General features: G+C 61.8%; 14 protein-coding genes. 10 read left to right on the top strand and 4 right to left on the bottom strand.

Translation table 11 applies throughout. The annotated features are described in order from the left end of the window. Window positions 1-253: 253 nt before the first annotated feature. Window positions 254-1120, bottom strand: coding sequence for an AraC family transcriptional regulator (locus P0D73_RS24995; RefSeq protein ID WP_408284513.1), 867 nt, complete (start codon window positions 1118-1120; stop codon window positions 254-256). Between the two features lie 259 nt (window positions 1121-1379). Between P0D73_RS24995 and eat the strand changes: the two genes are divergently transcribed. From eat to eutC, 3 genes are read left to right on the top strand one after another with little or no spacing between them, the layout of a single operon-like run. Further along, the gene (eat, locus tag P0D73_RS25000) at window positions 1380-2783 is read left to right on the top strand and encodes an ethanolamine permease (RefSeq protein WP_408433191.1); all 1404 of its coding nucleotides are present in this window, start codon (window positions 1380-1382) and stop codon (window positions 2781-2783) included. A gap of 43 nt (window positions 2784-2826) precedes the next feature. Next, entirely contained in the window at window positions 2827-4221 is a 1395-nt protein-coding gene (locus P0D73_RS25005; protein ID WP_132376442.1) for an ethanolamine ammonia-lyase subunit EutB, read from the top strand. After that, window positions 4218-5015 carry an ethanolamine ammonia-lyase subunit EutC gene (gene eutC, locus P0D73_RS25010; RefSeq protein WP_408433193.1) on the top strand — a complete coding sequence of 266 codons (798 nt, stop codon included), beginning with the start codon at window positions 4218-4220 and terminating at the stop codon, window positions 5013-5015. Before P0D73_RS25005 ends, eutC begins: the two co-directional genes overlap by 4 nt. 4 nt (window positions 5016-5019) lie before the next feature. On the opposite strand, the gene P0D73_RS25015 is transcribed toward eutC, so the two are convergent. Further along, on the bottom strand, window positions 5020-5415 hold the full coding sequence (locus P0D73_RS25015; protein ID WP_408312623.1) for a DUF779 domain-containing protein: 396 nt from the start codon (window positions 5413-5415) through the stop codon (window positions 5020-5022). Window positions 5416-5480: 65 nt separating this feature from the next. Beyond that, window positions 5481-7001, bottom strand: coding sequence for an aldehyde dehydrogenase (gene adh, locus P0D73_RS25020; RefSeq protein ID WP_132376439.1), 1521 nt, complete (start codon window positions 6999-7001; stop codon window positions 5481-5483). Window positions 7002-7335: 334 nt separating this feature from the next. On the opposite strand from adh, the gene P0D73_RS25025 reads away from it, so the two are divergent. Further along, window positions 7336-8391: a helix-turn-helix domain-containing protein gene (locus tag P0D73_RS25025; protein WP_408176268.1), complete on the top strand. Its 1056-nt coding sequence runs from the start codon at window positions 7336-7338 to the stop codon at window positions 8389-8391. Window positions 8392-8515: 124 nt separating this feature from the next. Here the strand turns inward: P0D73_RS25025 and P0D73_RS25030 are convergent, their stop codons facing one another. Beyond that, window positions 8516-10879, bottom strand: coding sequence for a heavy metal translocating P-type ATPase (locus tag P0D73_RS25030; RefSeq protein WP_408433195.1), 2364 nt, complete (start codon window positions 10877-10879; stop codon window positions 8516-8518). Between the two features lie 79 nt (window positions 10880-10958). Between P0D73_RS25030 and cadR the strand changes: the two genes are divergently transcribed. The 6 genes from cadR (at window position 10959) to P0D73_RS25060 (ending at window position 16506) form a co-directional block, all read left to right on the top strand. After that, window positions 10959-11390 carry a Cd(II)/Pb(II)-responsive transcriptional regulator gene (gene cadR / locus P0D73_RS25035; RefSeq protein WP_132376438.1) on the top strand — a complete coding sequence of 144 codons (432 nt, stop codon included), beginning with the start codon at window positions 10959-10961 and terminating at the stop codon, window positions 11388-11390. A 102-nt stretch (window positions 11391-11492) separates the two neighbouring features. Beyond that, the gene (locus P0D73_RS25040; protein WP_132376437.1) at window positions 11493-11693 is read left to right on the top strand and encodes a hypothetical protein; all 201 of its coding nucleotides are present in this window, start codon (window positions 11493-11495) and stop codon (window positions 11691-11693) included. Between the two features lie 64 nt (window positions 11694-11757). Beyond that, window positions 11758-13161: an ATP-dependent RNA helicase DbpA gene (gene dbpA / locus P0D73_RS25045; protein ID WP_132376436.1), complete on the top strand. Its 1404-nt coding sequence runs from the start codon at window positions 11758-11760 to the stop codon at window positions 13159-13161. 301 nt (window positions 13162-13462) lie between these two features. Next, window positions 13463-14617 (top strand): pyridoxal phosphate-dependent aminotransferase, encoded by a 1155-nt coding sequence (locus P0D73_RS25050; protein ID WP_132376435.1) that lies wholly within the window; start codon window positions 13463-13465, stop codon window positions 14615-14617. A 122-nt stretch (window positions 14618-14739) separates the two neighbouring features. After that, window positions 14740-15528, top strand: coding sequence for an ABC transporter substrate-binding protein (locus P0D73_RS25055; RefSeq protein ID WP_408433197.1), 789 nt, complete (start codon window positions 14740-14742; stop codon window positions 15526-15528). Between the two features lie 132 nt (window positions 15529-15660). Continuing rightward, window positions 15661-16506: an AraC family transcriptional regulator gene (locus tag P0D73_RS25060; RefSeq protein WP_408433199.1), complete on the top strand. Its 846-nt coding sequence runs from the start codon at window positions 15661-15663 to the stop codon at window positions 16504-16506. Window positions 16507-16515: the final 9 nt, after the last annotated feature.

Consider the following 16515-nt stretch of genomic DNA (forward strand, 5'->3'; position numbering starts at 1 on the left):
GGGTGGAACCTTGATAAAAACGCGACGTCGCCAGGTCGCACAAAAGTTTTCCCTGGCTCCGTGTTCCTGTGCGCGCACGCTCCGCAGGGTTATCGATTCCGCAGTGCGTTGATCCGTAAACGAAGTTTCAAGTTATCCACAGAAAGATGCGAGGCTTGTTAACTATTACTACGTATACATATACAAAGACTATAAAAACCAGAGAAGCATCCGCGCAGCACGCTGCACAAGCGAGCACCGGGCAGGCAAACCGTCAAACCAGCGGTAAACAGATCTCCGTGATGAGATCGGCTGGCGCCGTATCCTTCGGGCTATTCAGATACTCCTCGAATACCGGCGCGTCGGCCGCTTCTCGCCCGGACTGCACGAGCCACGTCCCGTACAACCACTCATACGCGGCACGCATATCGCTATACGGTCCTTGATGTCGCAACACCGCATACTCACCGCCCTTCACATGCGCCACGGAAACCGGCGGACTCACCGTCACGGACGCCTGAACCGGATGCGGCAACAACACCCCAGCCTTCGACCGCAACTCACTCTCCGCAACAACGCCAGGGTCGTCGTAGTAAACGCCGATCATGCGCATCTCAGCCGCGAGCAAATTGTGTTTTGCGAGCCAGCCGAACAGCGCGTCGAACGCCTTGCCGATCTGCATATACGGTCCAACGTGATCCACCGACAAAACCGCCATCGTCTCCACGTGACGAATCACCACTTCACGCATCGTCATTTGATCGTCTCCTGATAGCGCCGGCCGAAACCGGCTATGGGTGCCTTGCTTGCGATACTGCGCCGGCGGCATGCCAAACGCCGCGCGAAAAGTGCGGGAAAAAGATTGCAGACTGCTGTAGCCGGAGCGCTCGGCAATTTCCGCAATCGGCATGGAACCGTTCGCCAGATAGCCGGCCGCGCGATGCAGCCGTAAACGCCGCACCGTGGTGGCCACCGTCTCGCCATACATCGCCTGATAAATCCGGTGCCAGTGGTACGGCGACAGACAGGCAATTTCCGCCAGACGACCGATGTCGAGCGGCTCTTCGAGATGATCGTAAATATGGTCGAGCACGCGGCCGAGCCGGGTTTCATAGGGAGCTCGATTACCTGATTCGGTCATGGCTGGTGAACACCAAATGAGCACAAAAATTGTCGAACGGATGCGAACGAAAGTACCACGTCCCCATTTACCAAATCCTGCGAACTTCACCCTTAACGCGACGCGCAATTAAGCACCCACTGACACTACGCCGCCAGAACTTTGCCGAATTTCGATAACACTTCGAATAATGGCTCACTACTATCGGCTGAAGCCTGTCCGCCCAATGCACCGCAAAGCCTTGCGGCGTCGAGCCGGCGGCACCATCAGGGAGCTCCCGATGAAATCAGTGTCCAAGAATCAGCACGTCGGCAAAGTCACGCATCACGAGTTGAAGCAGACGCTCGGCACGTGGCAACTGTGGGGCATCGCGGTCGGTCTCGTCATTTCCGGCGAGTATTTCGGCTGGAGTTATGGGTGGGCGAGCGCCGGCACGCTCGGCTTCGTCATCACGGCGATTTTCATTGCCGCGATGTATACGACGTTCATTTTCAGTTTCACGGAACTCACCACCTCGATTCCGCACGCGGGCGGCCCGTTCGCCTACGCTCGCCACGCGTTCGGCCCAACCGGCGGTTATCTGGCCGGCGCGGCAACGCTTGTCGAATTCGTGTTTGCACCGCCGGCCATTGCGCTCGCGATCGGTGCGTACCTGCACGTGCAGTTTCCGGGTCTCGAACCGAAACACGCGGCGATGGGCGCGTATCTCATCTTTATGGCGCTGAATATCGTCGGTGTGCAGATTGCCGCGGCGTTCGAGTTGTGTGTGACGCTGCTCGCGATTTTCGAACTGCTGGTTTTCATGGGCGTCGTGTCGCCGGGTTTTCAGTGGTCGAACTTCACCAAAGGCGGCTGGTCCGGTGCCGACACCTTCAGCATGGGCTCGTTTCACGGGATGTTCGCGGCAATTCCGTTCGCAATCTGGTTTTTCCTCGCGATCGAAGGCGTGGCCATGGCCGCCGAAGAAGCCAAAAACCCGAAGCGCTCGATTCCGATTGCCTACGTCGCAGGCATTCTGACGCTGGTGGTGCTCGCCATTGGCGTGATGGTGTTTGCCGGCGCGGCAGGCGACTGGACCAAGCTGTCGAACATCAACGATCCGCTGCCGCAGGCGATGAAATTCATCGTCGGCGAACATAGCGGCTGGATGCATATGCTGGTGTGGCTGGGTCTCTTCGGACTCGTCGCGTCGTTTCACGGCATCATCCTCGGCTATTCGCGGCAAATCTTCGCGCTGGCGCGCGCCGGCTATCTGCCGGAGTGGCTCTCGAAGGTGCACCCGCGCTTCAAGACGCCGCATCGCGCGATCATTGCGGGCGGCGTGGTCGGCATCGCGGCGATCTACAGCGACGAGCTGATCCAGTTCGGCGGCCAGACGCTGACGGCGAACATCGTGACGATGTCCGTATTTGGGGCTATCGTGATGTATATCATCAGCATGTTGTCGCTGTTCAAGCTGCGCCGCACCGAGCCGAACATGGAGCGACCGTTCCGCGCGCCGCTGTTTCCGGTCTTTCCGGCGTTCGCGCTGGTGGCCGCGGTCATCTGTCTGGCGACGATGGTCTACTTCAATTTTCTGGTGGCGATCGTGTTCGCAATCTTTCTCGCGCTGGGCTACGTCTACTTCCTGATGACGCGCCATCAACGCGAAGCCGCGCCGGCGGACGCCTTGCTCGAGGAATGACGGATCGAGCCGCTGCGCGAGCAGCGGCGATGGAGTCGTAAAGATGAGCTACACCGAGACGATCGGCAGCCGCACGTATCGCTTTGCCGATCTGAAAACCCTGATGGCGAAGGCCAGCCCGCAACGCTCCGGCGACCAGCTCGCGGGCGTGGCGGCAGCGAGTGAGGAAGAACGCGTCGCGGCCAAGATGGCGCTCGCGCAAGTGCCGCTGCGCACCTTCCTCAACGAAGCGCTGATTCCCTATGAAAGCGACGAAGTCACGCGTCTCGTGATCGACGATCATTCGCCGCAGGCATTCGCTGAGATATCTCACCTCACAGTCGGTGACTTTCGCAACTGGCTGTTGAGCAGCACGACCGATGCCGACGCGCTCACGCGTATCACCGCGGGCCTCACGCCGGAGATGGTCGCCGCGGTGTCCAAACTGATGCGCAATCAGGATCTGATCGCGGCGGCGCGCAAACGTCCGGTGATCACGCGCTTTCGCAACACGGTCGGTTTACCGGGGCACATGTCGGTGCGTTTGCAACCGAATCATCCGACCGACGACGTCAAAGGCATCGCCGCCTCGATGCTCGACGGCCTGATGTACGGTTGCGGCGACGCGATGATCGGCATCAACCCGGCCAGCGACAATCTCGCCGCGATCACCAAGTTGTTGCTGATGATCGACGACTTCCGCCAACGCTATCAGGTGCCGACGCAATCGTGCGTGCTGACCCACGTCACCAATACGATTGCCGCAATTGAAAAAGGTGCGCCGGTCGATCTGGTGTTTCAGTCGATTGCGGGCACGGAGAAAGCGAACGCGGGCTTCGGCATTTCGCTCGCGCTGCTGCAGGAAGCGTATGAAGCGGGACTTTCGTTAAAGCGTGGTACGGTCGGCAATAACCTGATGTACTTCGAAACCGGCCAGGGCAGCGCGTTGTCGGCGGATGCGCATTTCGGCGTGGACCAGCAGACGTGCGAAGTGCGCGCCTACGCAGTTGCACGCAAGTTCAATCCGTTCCTGGTGAACACGGTGGTCGGCTTCATCGGGCCGGAGTATCTGTACGACGGTAAGCAGATCACACGCGCCGGTCTCGAAGATCACTTCTGCGGCAAACTGCTCGGTGTGCCGATGGGTTGCGACATCTGCTACACGAACCATGCCGAAGCCGATCAGGACGACATGGACAACCTGCTCACGCTGCTCGGCGTGGCGGGCATCAACTTCATCATGGGCATTCCCGGCGCCGACGACGTCATGCTCAACTATCAAAGCACGTCCTTCCATGACGCGCTTTACGTGCGGGACGTACTTGGTTTGCGCCGCGCGCCGGAATTCGAAGAATGGCTGGAGTCGATGCAGATCACCGACGCCCGCGGCGCGTTGCTCAGCGCATCGACGCAACAACCCTTGCTGGAAGGGGCGCGCGACTGGATGGGCATCGCATGAGCGACTTCCTCGAAAAGAATCCGTGGAACGCGTTGCGGCAGTTCACCAACGCGCGCATCGCGTTGGGCCGCGCGGGCAATAGCTTGCCGACCGCGCCGCTGCTCGCGTTCAACCTGTCGCACGCGCAGGCGCGCGACGCTGTGCATCATCCGCTGGACACGGACGTGTTGCACGAGCAATTGCGCGCGCAAAACTTCAAGACGCTCGACGTGCATAGCGCCGCGCCGGATCGCGAGCACTATTTGCGGCGTCCCGATCTTGGGCGGCGTTTATCGGAAGAGAGTCGCGTGGCGCTGGCGGCGGTGCCGAACGATTCGCCCGAAGTGGTCTTCGTGATCGGCGATGGTCTTTCGGCGTTCGCCGCATCGAAGCAATCGATCCCACTGCTGCAAGCCGTCCTTCCCCGTCTCGCGGATTGGAAGATCGGCCCGATCGTGGTCGCACGCCAGGCGCGCGTCGCGTTGGGTGACGAGATCGGCGAATTGCTGAATGCGAAACTGGTGGTGATGCTGATCGGTGAGCGGCCGGGTTTGAGTTCGCCCGATAGCCTCGGAATTTATCTTACGTACGCGCCGAAAGTGGGCTGTAGCGACGCGCAACGCAACTGTATTTCGAATGTGCGTCCCGAAGGACTCGACTATCCGTTAGCCGCGCACAAGCTGCACTATCTGCTGACGCATGCAAGGCGTTTGGGTCTGACCGGCGTCGGCCTGAAAGACGACAGCGATGCGCTGCTGGCAGGTACACCATCGGCACCCGCCGTCAGCGACGATTCGGACTCGAGCGGAACGTAAACGATCAGCCATCGACACGCTCGACCGGATGCGTTTCCAGCCACGCATTCTCTTCATCCTCGAAAAGACGGGAGCGCGTCAAGAACCGCAATCCGCTGGGCCGCTCCAAAGAAAACATTCCGCCATTTCCCGGCACAGCGTCGATGATCAACTGCGTGTGTTGCCAGTACTCGAACTGCGATTCGCTCATGTAGAACGGCACGCCCGCAATCGTGCCGAGTTTGACATCGGACGAGCCGACCATGAACTCACCCTGAGGAAACATCATTGGTGCGCTGCCGTCGCAGCATCCACCGGATTGATGGAACAGCACCTCGCCATGCTCGGCGCGCAACTTGTCGATCAACTCGACAGCGGCAGGCGTTGCGATCACGCGGGCGACTGCTTTCTTATCGGCCATCACATGCCCTCGCAGAAAAAAGAGCGAGCCGCGCAATGCGGCCCGCTCGAACAGGAACGCGACGCTTAGAAGAAACCGAGCGGCTTGTCGCTATAGCTGACCAGCAGGTTCTTGGTCTGCTGATAGTGGTCGAGCATCATCTTGTGATTTTCACGGCCGATGCCCGACTGCTTGTAGCCGCCGAACGCCGCATGCGCCGGATAAGCGTGATAGCAGTTGGTCCACACGCGGCCTGCCTGAATCTGCCGGCCGAAGCGATAGGCGCGCGTGCCGTCGCGTGTCCACACGCCGGCGCCGAGACCGTAGAGCGTGTCGTTGGCGATTTCGAGCGCTTCTTCTTCGGTTTTGAACGTCGTGACCGATACCACCGGTCCGAAGATCTCTTCCTGGAAGATGCGCATCTTGTTGTGGCCGCGGAACACGGTCGGCTTCACGTAATAGCCTTTGCTCAATTCACCGTCGAGCGCATTGCGTTCACCGCCGATCAGACATTCGGCGCCTTCCTGCTTGCCGAGGTCGACATACGAGAGGATTTTTTCCAGCTGTTCCTGCGAGGCCTGCGCGCCGATCATCGTCTTGGTGTCGAGCGGATGCCCTTGCGTAATCGCCGCGACCCGTTTTAGCGCACGTTCCATGAAGCGGTCGTAGATCTTTTCATCGATCAATACACGCGACGGACACGTGCACACTTCGCCCTGATTGAGCGCGAACATCGTGAAGCCTTCGAGCGCCTTGTCGAAATAGCTGTCGTCAGCATTCATCACGTCGTCGAAGAAAATGTTCGGGCTCTTGCCGCCGAGTTCGAGCGTGACAGGAATGATGTTCTGGCTCGCGTACTGCATGATCAGACGACCGGTCGTGGTCTCGCCGGTAAACGCGATCTTGGCGATGCGCTTGCTGGAAGCGAGCGGCTTGCCGGCTTCGAGGCCGAAACCGTTCACCACGTTCAGCACGCCTGCGGGCAGCAAGTCCTGAATCAGTTCGGCGAGCACGAGAATCGAAGCGGGCGTTTGCTCGGCCGGCTTGAGCACCACACAGTTGCCGGCGGCGAGTGCGGGCGCGAGCTTCCACACGGCCATCAGGATCGGGAAATTCCACGGAATGATCTGGCCGACCACGCCGAGCGGTTCATGAAAGTGATACGCAACGGTGTCGTGATCGATCTCGGAGATCGAGCCTTCCTGCGCGCGCACGGCGCCGGCAAAATAGCGGAAGTGATCGATAGCGAGCGGAATGTCGGCGGCCATGGTTTCGCGCAACGGCTTGCCGTTGTCGATCGTCTCGGCCACGGCGAGACGCTGCAGGTTCGCTTCCATCCGGTCGGCAATGCGGTTCAGGATGTTCGCGCGATCGCCGACGGAGGTTTTTCCCCACGCTGCTTTCGCACGATGCGCGGCGTCGAGTGCGAGTTCGATGTCGGCTTCGCGCGAACGCGGAATCGACGTAAACGCTTCGCCGGTGATCGGCGACACGTTATCGAAGTACTCGCCGCCCGCAGGCTTCACCCATTCGCCGCCGATAAAATTCGCATACTGCTTCTTGTACGGGAATTCGGTGGTCAGAAATTGCATCTCTGCGTGATTCATCTGTGTGCTCCTCACATGTTTGAATGGGCTATATTCGGCTCGATATATCGCTTGGCCGCGTGAGGCTAGAGCCAGAAGTGTGCCAATGCACCGCGCTGGTGACCCTTGCACGCGTAGCAGGCACTCGCGCACGGCATGGGGCGTCGCGCTGTTCAACCAGCGTAAGCTGAGCGTTTCGTTTCTGAGCAGTGTGTGCAGCGCTGTTCACCAATTGAACACAGGGTTTGATGTCTGCCGATGCAAAGGCGTGAGCAGGCATCAGATCCGTTCGGCATGGGAATTGCCTTCTCCTTGCCTTCGATCCTCCTCGATATTCCGTTTGGGCAGATCCGGTATGACGATTGACACTCTCAGCGACACCCTGTCCAGTCCGACGCTCACGCCGCAGCCGAGCTTCCGCGTGCAGACCTGCGTCGCGCACGATGCCGACGAGCAGGCGCGCAATCTCCATGGCTGGAGCCAGACCTACGACCAACTGACGGCAGGGAGTTTTGTCGGCGGCTTGACGGAGTTGTGCCTCGACCACATGCAGGTGTTCGTCGAAACGACCAGCCACACGTTGCGGCAAACCTGCGAAGTGCAGAAGGACGCGTACTGGTTCGGCATTCCGACGTGCCCGGCGGGTTCGGGGCGCATCGACGCGCAGGTGATTGCCGGCGATGCGCTCGCGTTTCGTCCGGGCGGCATCGAATTTGAACTGCTGACGTCGGCGGGTTATGAGATTTTTGGCGTAGTGGTCAAAGGAGAAGTGCTGCGCCGTTACGCGGCGGAAGTGGAGCGCGTCGGTCTGGCCGATCATGTGCCAAACACGCAAGTCGTGCCGATCGGCATGGCTCGCAAGCAGCAGTTGTGTGCCACGCTGCGCCAATTGCTCGACGATGGCGCGGCGCGCGGCACGCCGCTGTCTTCGGTCGCGCGCAACAATCTGCAGGCGTCGGTGCTGGCTTTGCTCTTCGACGTCGGCGCGTTGCCAGCCTCGGAGCCGGTTGCGATGCCGGCGCGTCCGCGCCGTCAGTCGATCGTGTCGGAAGCGCGCGACTATGTGCTGGCCAATCGCGAGCGGGCGGTGAGCGTGCCGGAGCTGTGCGAGCAACTGCATGTGAGCCGGCGCACGCTGCAATACTGCTTTCAGGACGTGCTGGGCATGGCGCCCGCCACGTATCTGCGCGCAATTCGCCTGAATGGGGCGCGGCGCGATCTGTCGAACGCGTCGCGTGAATCACGATCGGTGCAGGATGTTGCGGCGGCGTGGGGCTTCTGGCATCTGAGCCAGTTCGCAACCGATTACCGGAAGCTGTTCGGCATGCGGCCTTCGGATACGTTGAAGGCGGCAATCGGCGCTCGCGTGGACATGGGCAGCGCGGTTAACGCCGTTGCGTTGGCGCACTAGTCTGACCGGACTTTCTCAACCACAGGCGCGGGTCATCTTCGCTGCTTCAAACCTGTGTCGCAGTTCCGCACTGCCGGCAGAACTTCGCGTCTCCCTTCGTCAAACCACAACACCTGCCACGCCGTCACTGGCGCAACAACCGCAGCCCGTTCGCGACCACCAGCAGACTCGCGCCCACATCGGCGAACACGGCCATCCACATCGTGCCGAGACCGGTCACGGCCAGCACGAGGAAGACGCTCTTGATGCCGAGCGCGAGCGTGATGTTCTGCACCAGCACCGAATGCGTCGCCTTTGACAGGCGAATGAACGACGGAATCTTGCGCAGGTCGTCGTCCATCAACGCGACGTCGGCGGTTTCGATTGCCGTGTCGGTGCCCATCGCGCCCATCGCGAAGCCGATGTTGGCGCGCGCCAGCGCGGGCGCGTCGTTGATGCCGTCGCCGACCATGCCGACCGTCGCGCCGTCGTTCGACCATTGCGCGACCGCGTTCAGCTTGTCTTCCGGCAGCTGATTGCCACGCGCTTCGTCGATACCGACCTGCTGCGCAATTGCGGCGGCGGTGTGCGGGTTGTCGCCGGTGAGCATGGCCGTGCTCACGCCGAGCCGCTGCAATTCGGCGATGGCGGCGCGGCTCGTCTCCTTCACCGTATCGGCGACCGCGAATAGGGCGAGCACGCGTTCGGCGTCCACCAGCATCACGACGGTCTTGCCCTGGCTTTCGAGCGCGTCCAGCCGCACCTCGAGCGACGCGGAACAGCGCCCGAGTTCTTCGACGAGCCGGTGATTGCCGAGCCAGTACGGCGCGCCGTCGATCTCGCCGCGCACGCCGCGTCCCGTGAGTGCCTCGAAGGCGTCGACGGTGACGTTGGCCAGGCCGTCGGCCTTCGCCGCCGCCGCGAGTGCCATCGATACGGGATGATCGGAGCGCCCCGCGAGGCTCGCCGCCAACGTGCGGCAACGCACGGCGTCGATCTCGGCGAGTATTTCGAACTCGGTTTGCACGGGCTTGCCGTGAGTGATCGTGCCGGTTTTGTCGAGCGCGAGCCGGGTCAGTTTGCGGCCCTGCTCGAGATAAGCGCCTCCCTTGATCAGAATGCCTTTGCGGGCCGCCGCGGCAAGACCGCTGACGATGGTCACCGGCGTCGAGATGACGAGCGCGCACGGGCACGCGATCACCAGCATCACCAGCGCCTTGTAGACCCACGCCTGCCACGACCCGTCGAACAGCAGCGGCGGCACGACGGCCACGGCGAGCGCGATGGCGAACACGATCGGCGTATACACGCGCGCGAACTGATCGACGAAACGCTGGGTCGGCGCTTTGGTGCCCTGCGCTTCCTCGACTGCGTGGATGATGCGCGCGAGTGTCGTGTTGCTGGCCGCGGCGGTGACGCGATAGTCGAACGAGCCGGTCTGGTTGATCGTGCCGGCGAATACCGCGTCGCCGACCGCCTTGTCGACCGGCAGGCTTTCGCCGGTGATCGGCGCTTGGTCCACACTCGAGCGGCCCGTTACGATCTCGCCGTCGAGCGCGATCCGCTCGCCCGGTTTCACGCGAACCACGGCGCCGAGCGCGATCGCCTTGAGGTCCATTGACCGCCAGCTGCCGTCGGGCTGCTGCACGCTCGCCTGTTCGGGCGTAAGTTGCATCAAACCCTGGATCGCATTGCGGGCACGGTCGAGCGATTTCGCCTCGATCAGTTCGGCGATGGTGAAGAGCACCATCACCATCGCGGCTTCCGGCCATTGGCGCAGGATCAGCGCGCCGGTCACGGCGATGCTCATCAGCGCGTTGATGTTCAGATTGCCGTTGCGGATGGCGAGCCAGCCCTTCTTGTACGTCGTGAGGCCGCAGGAGAGGATGGCGAGGATCGCGAGACCCGCCGGCAGCCAGGCAGGCGCGCCGAGCCAGCCAGCGGCCTCTGAGCCTGCGGCAGCCATACCGGCGAGCGCCAGCGGCCACCACGGCTTGGGCGGCGCGTGCGGCACGGGCGTGGGCGCGGCGTCCGGGCCGGCGTCCGCGAGTTCGGGCGTGAAGTCGAGCGAACGCAGCGCGGCGAGGATCGAGTCGAGCGCCTCCGGCGCGTGGACGATCGTCAAGACGCGCTGCATCAGGTTGAAGTCCATGCTGCGCACGTGCGGCATGCGGCTGAATTTCTTGCGGATCAGCGCTTCTTCGGTCGGGCAATCCATCTGCATGATGCGGATGGCGGTGCGCACGTTGCTGCCGATGGCTTCGGAAGGCGCCAGCGGGATCGACGCAGCTACGGTTGCGGCTGTGCCTGTTCCGCAGCACGCCGAGCCTGCATCACCGTGGGCGTGCGCGTGGCTGTGGCCCCGGCCGTCATGAGCATGGTCGTGATCATGCGCATCGTGACTATGACCGCAGCTCGCGTCGTGGGCATGGGCATGCCCTTCGTGCCCGTCCGCATGGACTTTCACCCGTTCGAGGCGGTCGGCATCGGCGTGGTCGGTTTGAGGCATGGTGGCTTCCTGGTTCGATTTGTGGTCTAGTAAACACCCTGAAGCCACTACAAGGTCAAGGCCGCCATCCGGAGGGTCCATGAAAATCGGCGAATTGGCGAAAATCGCCCATTGCACGACCGAAACCATCCGTTTCTACGAGAAAGAGGGCTTGTTGCCCGAAGCGGAGCGCACCGAGGCCAATTATCGCAGTTACACGGCGAAGCACGTCGAACGGCTGCGTTTCATCCGTAATTGCCGCGCGCTCGACATGACCCACGACGAAATCCGTGCGCTGCTGCGTCTAACCGACGCACCGGCGGACGGCTGCGGCGGCATCAATGCCTTGATCGACGAGCACATTGCGCACGTCGACACGCGCATCGACGAACTGAAGCAGTTGAAAGCGCAATTGACCACCTTGCGCGAGCAATGCCACGGCGAACAGGCCGTGGAAGACTGCGGCATCGTGCAGGGTCTCACCGACATGGATGTGAGCGCGCCGCGTGCGCGGCATACGCATCTGGGTTGACGTGCTCTAGCCGTCGCCAGCTTGGCAGCAACCGTCCCATTCACGGCCGGGCCGTTCGTGCGGCTCGCCGGATAAGCAATCGAATCCAGTTGGAGAATCAACGTGTTTACCTGTAGAAACCAGTCCTGCCAGGCGCAGTGGGAGCAATCGGACGTCGTCATCAAGAACGAAGGACAGGGCCTCCTGTTCCGTTGCCCGATGTGCGGCGCGCGCAATTATGTCGAGCGTTTCGACGGGGACGATGGCTCGGTGCTGTACGAGCAGATGGAAGGCCGTCCTGACACCGGCCCCATAGCCGAATAAGTCTCTTGCCCTTTGCCGCCTTTGCCGCCTTAGCCGCTTTATCCGATTGCGAGCCATCACCCTTATGAACAGTCCCACTACCGCCGGCGCGCCGTTCAGCCAGCTAGCGCTGCCGCCCGCGACGCTCGCCAACCTGACGCAGCTCGGCTACGTCGAGATGACGCCGATTCAGGCCGCGAGCCTGCCGATCGCGCTCGCCGGCCACGATCTGATCGCCCAGGCGAAAACCGGCAGCGGCAAGACCGCGGCGTTTTCGCTGGCGCTGCTGGCGCGCCTCGACGTGCGCAACTTCGCCGTGCAGGCGATGGTGCTCTGCCCCACGCGCGAACTGGCCGACCAGGTCACGCAGGAAATCCGCCGTCTCGCGCGCGCCGAAGAAAACATCAAGGTGCTGACGCTGTGCGGCGGCACGCCGATGCGTCCGCAAACTGCGAGTCTCGAACACGGTGCGCACATCGTGGTCGGCACGCCGGGCCGCATCATGGATCACCTCGAGCGCGGCAGCCTGCCGCTGCAGTCGCTCAACACGCTGGTGCTCGACGAAGCGGACCGCATGCTCGACATGGGTTTCTTCGACGATATCGCCACCGTCGTGAAGCAATGCCCGAAAGAACGTCAGACCCTGCTGTTTTCGGCGACGTATCCCGAAGGCATCGTCAAACTGAGCCAGCAGTTCCTGCGCAATCCGAAGGAAGTGAAGCTCGCCGAGCGGCACGACAACACCAAGATTCGTCAGCGCTTCTATGAAGTGACCGAAGACGGACGGCTGCATGCCGTCGGTCTGCTCCTGAACCACTATCGTCCGGTGAGTACGCTGGCGTTCTGCAACACCAAGCAGCAATGCCGCGATCTGCTCGACGTGCTGCGCGCACAGGGTTTCCATGCGCTCGCGCTGCATGGCGAACTCGACCAGCGTGAACGCGATCAGGTGCTGATCCAATTCGCCAACCGCAGCTGCTCGGTGCTGGTGGCCACCGACGTCGCCGCGCGCGGTCTCGACATCGCGCAACTCGAAGCCGTGATCAACGTCGACGTGACGCCGGATCCGGAAGTGCACGTCCACCGGATCGGCCGCACGGGCCGCGCCGATCAGGACGGCTGGGCGCTGAGTCTGGCAAGCATGAACGAGATGGGCCGTGTCGGCAGTCTCGAACAGGCGCAAAAGCGCGAGGTCGAATGGCACAAGCTGTCCGAACTCACGGCGGCGAGCAATGAGCGACTGTTGCCGCCCATGGAAACGCTGCAGATTCTCGGCGGCCGCAAGGAAAAGATCCGTCCCGGTGACGTGCTCGGCGCGCTGACCGGCGAGGCGGGTTTCGCCGGCTCGCAGATCGGCAAGATCAACGTGACGGAAATGTCCACTTATGTGGCGGTGGAGCGCAGTGTCGCGCGTGAAGCGTTGCGCAAGCTCAGCGCCGGCAAGGTGAAGGGCAAGAAGGTCAAAGTTCGCCTGATGGACGAGGCCTGAGAGACGGCAAGGTCGGTCACGAGCGCCCGCTCGTGACCGGTCGCATCACATTACGTCATACCTCAGCAGTTTTCCGCGTTCTTTACGCAACCTCGTTTCTTCCCCGAAAGTGCCGATCTGACCGGCTTTGCCCGTGGCGGCGCGCCTTCGCGTGAGCCATGACGTAAATGCATGCCGCGCATGACAAAGTTTCGATTGTGACGGTTCTTTGGCTGATGCCTAATCACCAAACCGGAAGGGACCGCCGCGCAGCTGGCCGTTCCATGAATCCGCTGCCGGATGGAGAAAGGGAGAAAGCCTTATGCAGAGCGCCACGCAAGCCCGCTCGAAGTTGCCTGACGTAGGCACGACGATTTTTACCGTGATCGGCCAGCTGGCCGCTCAGCACGATGCGCTGAATCTGTCGCAAGGCGCGCCGAATTTCGCGCCGGACGCCAAACTGATCGATGGCGTCGCTCAAGCCATGCGCGCCGGTCATAACCAGTACGCGCCGATGGCCGGCATCGCCGCCTTGCGCGAAGCGCTCGCCGACAAGGTCGCCACGCTGTACGGCGTGCGCTATGACCCGGCCAGCGAAGTGACCGTGATCGCCAGCGCGAGCGAAGGGCTGTATTCGACGATCAGCGCACTGGTGCATCCCGGCGACGAGGTGATCTACTTCGAGCCCTCATTCGACAGCTACGGTCCGATCGTGCGGCTGCAAGGCGCCACGCCCGTTGCCATCAAGCTGTCCTTGAGCGACTTCCGCGTGAACTGGGACGAGGTCGCCGCCGCGATCACGCCGAAGACCCGCATGATCATCATCAACACCCCGCACAATCCGACTGCGACCGTTTTCAGCGAAGCCGACGTCGAGCGCCTGAAGGCCATTACGCGCAACACCGATATCGTGATTCTCGCCGATGAGGTGTACGAGCACGTGGTGTTCGACGGCGCAAAGCATCAAAGCATGGCGTGTCATTCCGAACTCGCGGAACGCAGCGTGATCGTCTCGTCGTTCGGCAAGTCGTATCACGTAACCGGCTGGCGCGTCGGCTATTGCCTCGCGCCCGCAGCGTTGATGGACGAGATTCGCAAAGTCCATCAGTTCATGGTGTTTTCCGCCGATACGCCGATGCAGTACGCGTTCGTCGACGCATTGGCCAATCGCGAAAGCTATCTCGGCTTGTCCGCGTTCTATCAGAAGAAGCGCGATCTGCTCACCGAGGCACTGCGCGATTCGCGCTTCGAGTTGTTGCCGAGCGAAGGCAGCTTCTTCATGCTCGCGCGTTTTCGTGGTTTCTCCGAAGAAAGCGACAGCGATTTCGTGCTGCGGCTGATTCGCGATGCACGGGTTGCGACCATTCCGCTGTCGGCGTTTTATACCGATGGTACGGACTCCGGCTTGATCCGCCTGAGCTTCTCGAAGGACGATGCGACCTTGATCGAAGGCGCGCGGCGTCTGTGCGAGATCTGATCGGATAGGCAACGGCAACACGCGACGGCTGCATTTTTGAACGCAGTATGATCGTCGCGCGGGCACGCATCAGCGCGCCGCGGGACGGCGTGACAACAAATTCGAAGGGACAGGGATCTGCTATGAAATTGCTCAAGCCTCTTTTGGCGCTGGCCTGTGTGTTCGCATCGCTCGCGGCGTCGTCGGGTGCAAGCGCTGCCGATACGTTGCGTTTCGGCCTCGAAGCGCAATATCCGCCGTTCGAATCGAAAGGCCCGAACGGAGAGTTGCAGGGTCTGGATATCGACGTCGGCAACGCGGTTTGCGTCGCCGCGAAGATGACGTGCAAATGGGTCGAGACCTCGTTCGACGGGCTGATTCCCGCGCTGCAAGGCCGCAAGTTCGACGCGATCAATTCGGCGATGAACGCGACCGAACAACGCCGTCAGGCGATCGATTTCACCACCGTTGTGTATCGCGTGCCGACGCAGTTGATCGCCAAACGCGACAGCGGTCTGCTGCCGACGCCGGCCTCGCTGAAGGGCAAGCGCGTGGGTGTATTGCAGGCGTCGATTCAGGAAACCTTCGCGAAGACGCATTGGGAATCGGCGGGCGTGAGCGTCGTGCCGTATCAGGACCAGAACCAGGTTTATACGGATCTCGTGGCGGGCCGTCTCGACGCGACGCTCGTGCTGGCGCCGGCCGGCCAGACAGGTTTTCTATCGAAGCCGAGCGGCAGTGGTTACGCCTTCGTGGGTGAACCGGTACGCGACGACAAGATCCTCGGCAGCGGCATTGCATACGGGATTCGCAAGGGCGATACGGCGCTGCGTGACCGCCTGAATGCGGCGATTGCGAAGGTGCAGGCCGATGGCACCGTGAAGACGCTGGCCGCGAAATATCTGGGCAATATCGACGTCACGGCGAAGTAATTTGTCGCGCGTGTCCGCACGCGCCGCGATATCCAGGTTGCTCGTGAGTCTGCTTGTTGATGGTGCGTTTGACGGCTACGATACGTAGGCCTTGCTGCGGCGAGGTCTACGCAACCATCGGAGAACGCGCGGATGAACGAGATCACGGAGGCGGCACTTCGAGCGAAAAGCGCTTCCGCGCCGCGGTTCTGGCGCGATGATGCGTTGCCGTTTATCGAGGTGCGCTCCATTGAAGACGGTCGCGACGTCTGCTACGCCAAACACTCGCACGAAACGTTTTCAATCGGCGCCGTCACGGGTGGACGCAGCGAGTATCTGAATCGCCACGCGCGTGAATGGATCGGCGTGGGCGCAGTCGTCATGATGAACCCCGACGACGTGCACGCGTGCAATCCAGTCGCTGACGAGCGCTGGTCATATCGCATGATGCATGTCGACGTGGCATGGCTCACGGGCTTGCAACACGAGTTGGGTTTCAGCGAGAACCACGCGTTTCGCGCGTTCTCGCAGACCCTGTCCACGGACGCGGAATTGTTCGACGGATTAAACCGGCTGCATGCGATTCTCGTCGACGATGACACCGACACATTGCGCAAGCAAAGCGCGGCCATCACCTTTTTCTCCGAAGTACAAAACAAGCTGAATCCGGCGGTCTTGCCGGATCACGACGCGAGCCGCCAGCTCACGCGCGCAGCCGAATTCATCGCTGAAAACTGCACGCGGTCGCTGAAGCTGGAGGATATTTGCGAGGCGGCTGATCTGTCCGCGTCGCATCTGATTCGCGCTTTCAAGCAACGCTACGGCATGACGCCGCACGCTTACCTGATCAACCGGCGTATTCAGTACAGCCGCGCGCAACTCAGGCGCGGGCGCGTGATCGCGGATGTTGCGCTCGACGCCGGTTTTGCCGACCAGGCGCATTTGCAGAGGATCTTCAAGCGGCTGGTCGCGGCGACGCCGGGGCAGTATCGCAGTTGAATCCGTGGG

Source organism: Paraburkholderia sp. RL18-101-BIB-B, assembly GCF_046026985.1.
GTDB lineage: Bacteria > Pseudomonadota > Gammaproteobacteria > Burkholderiales > Burkholderiaceae > Paraburkholderia.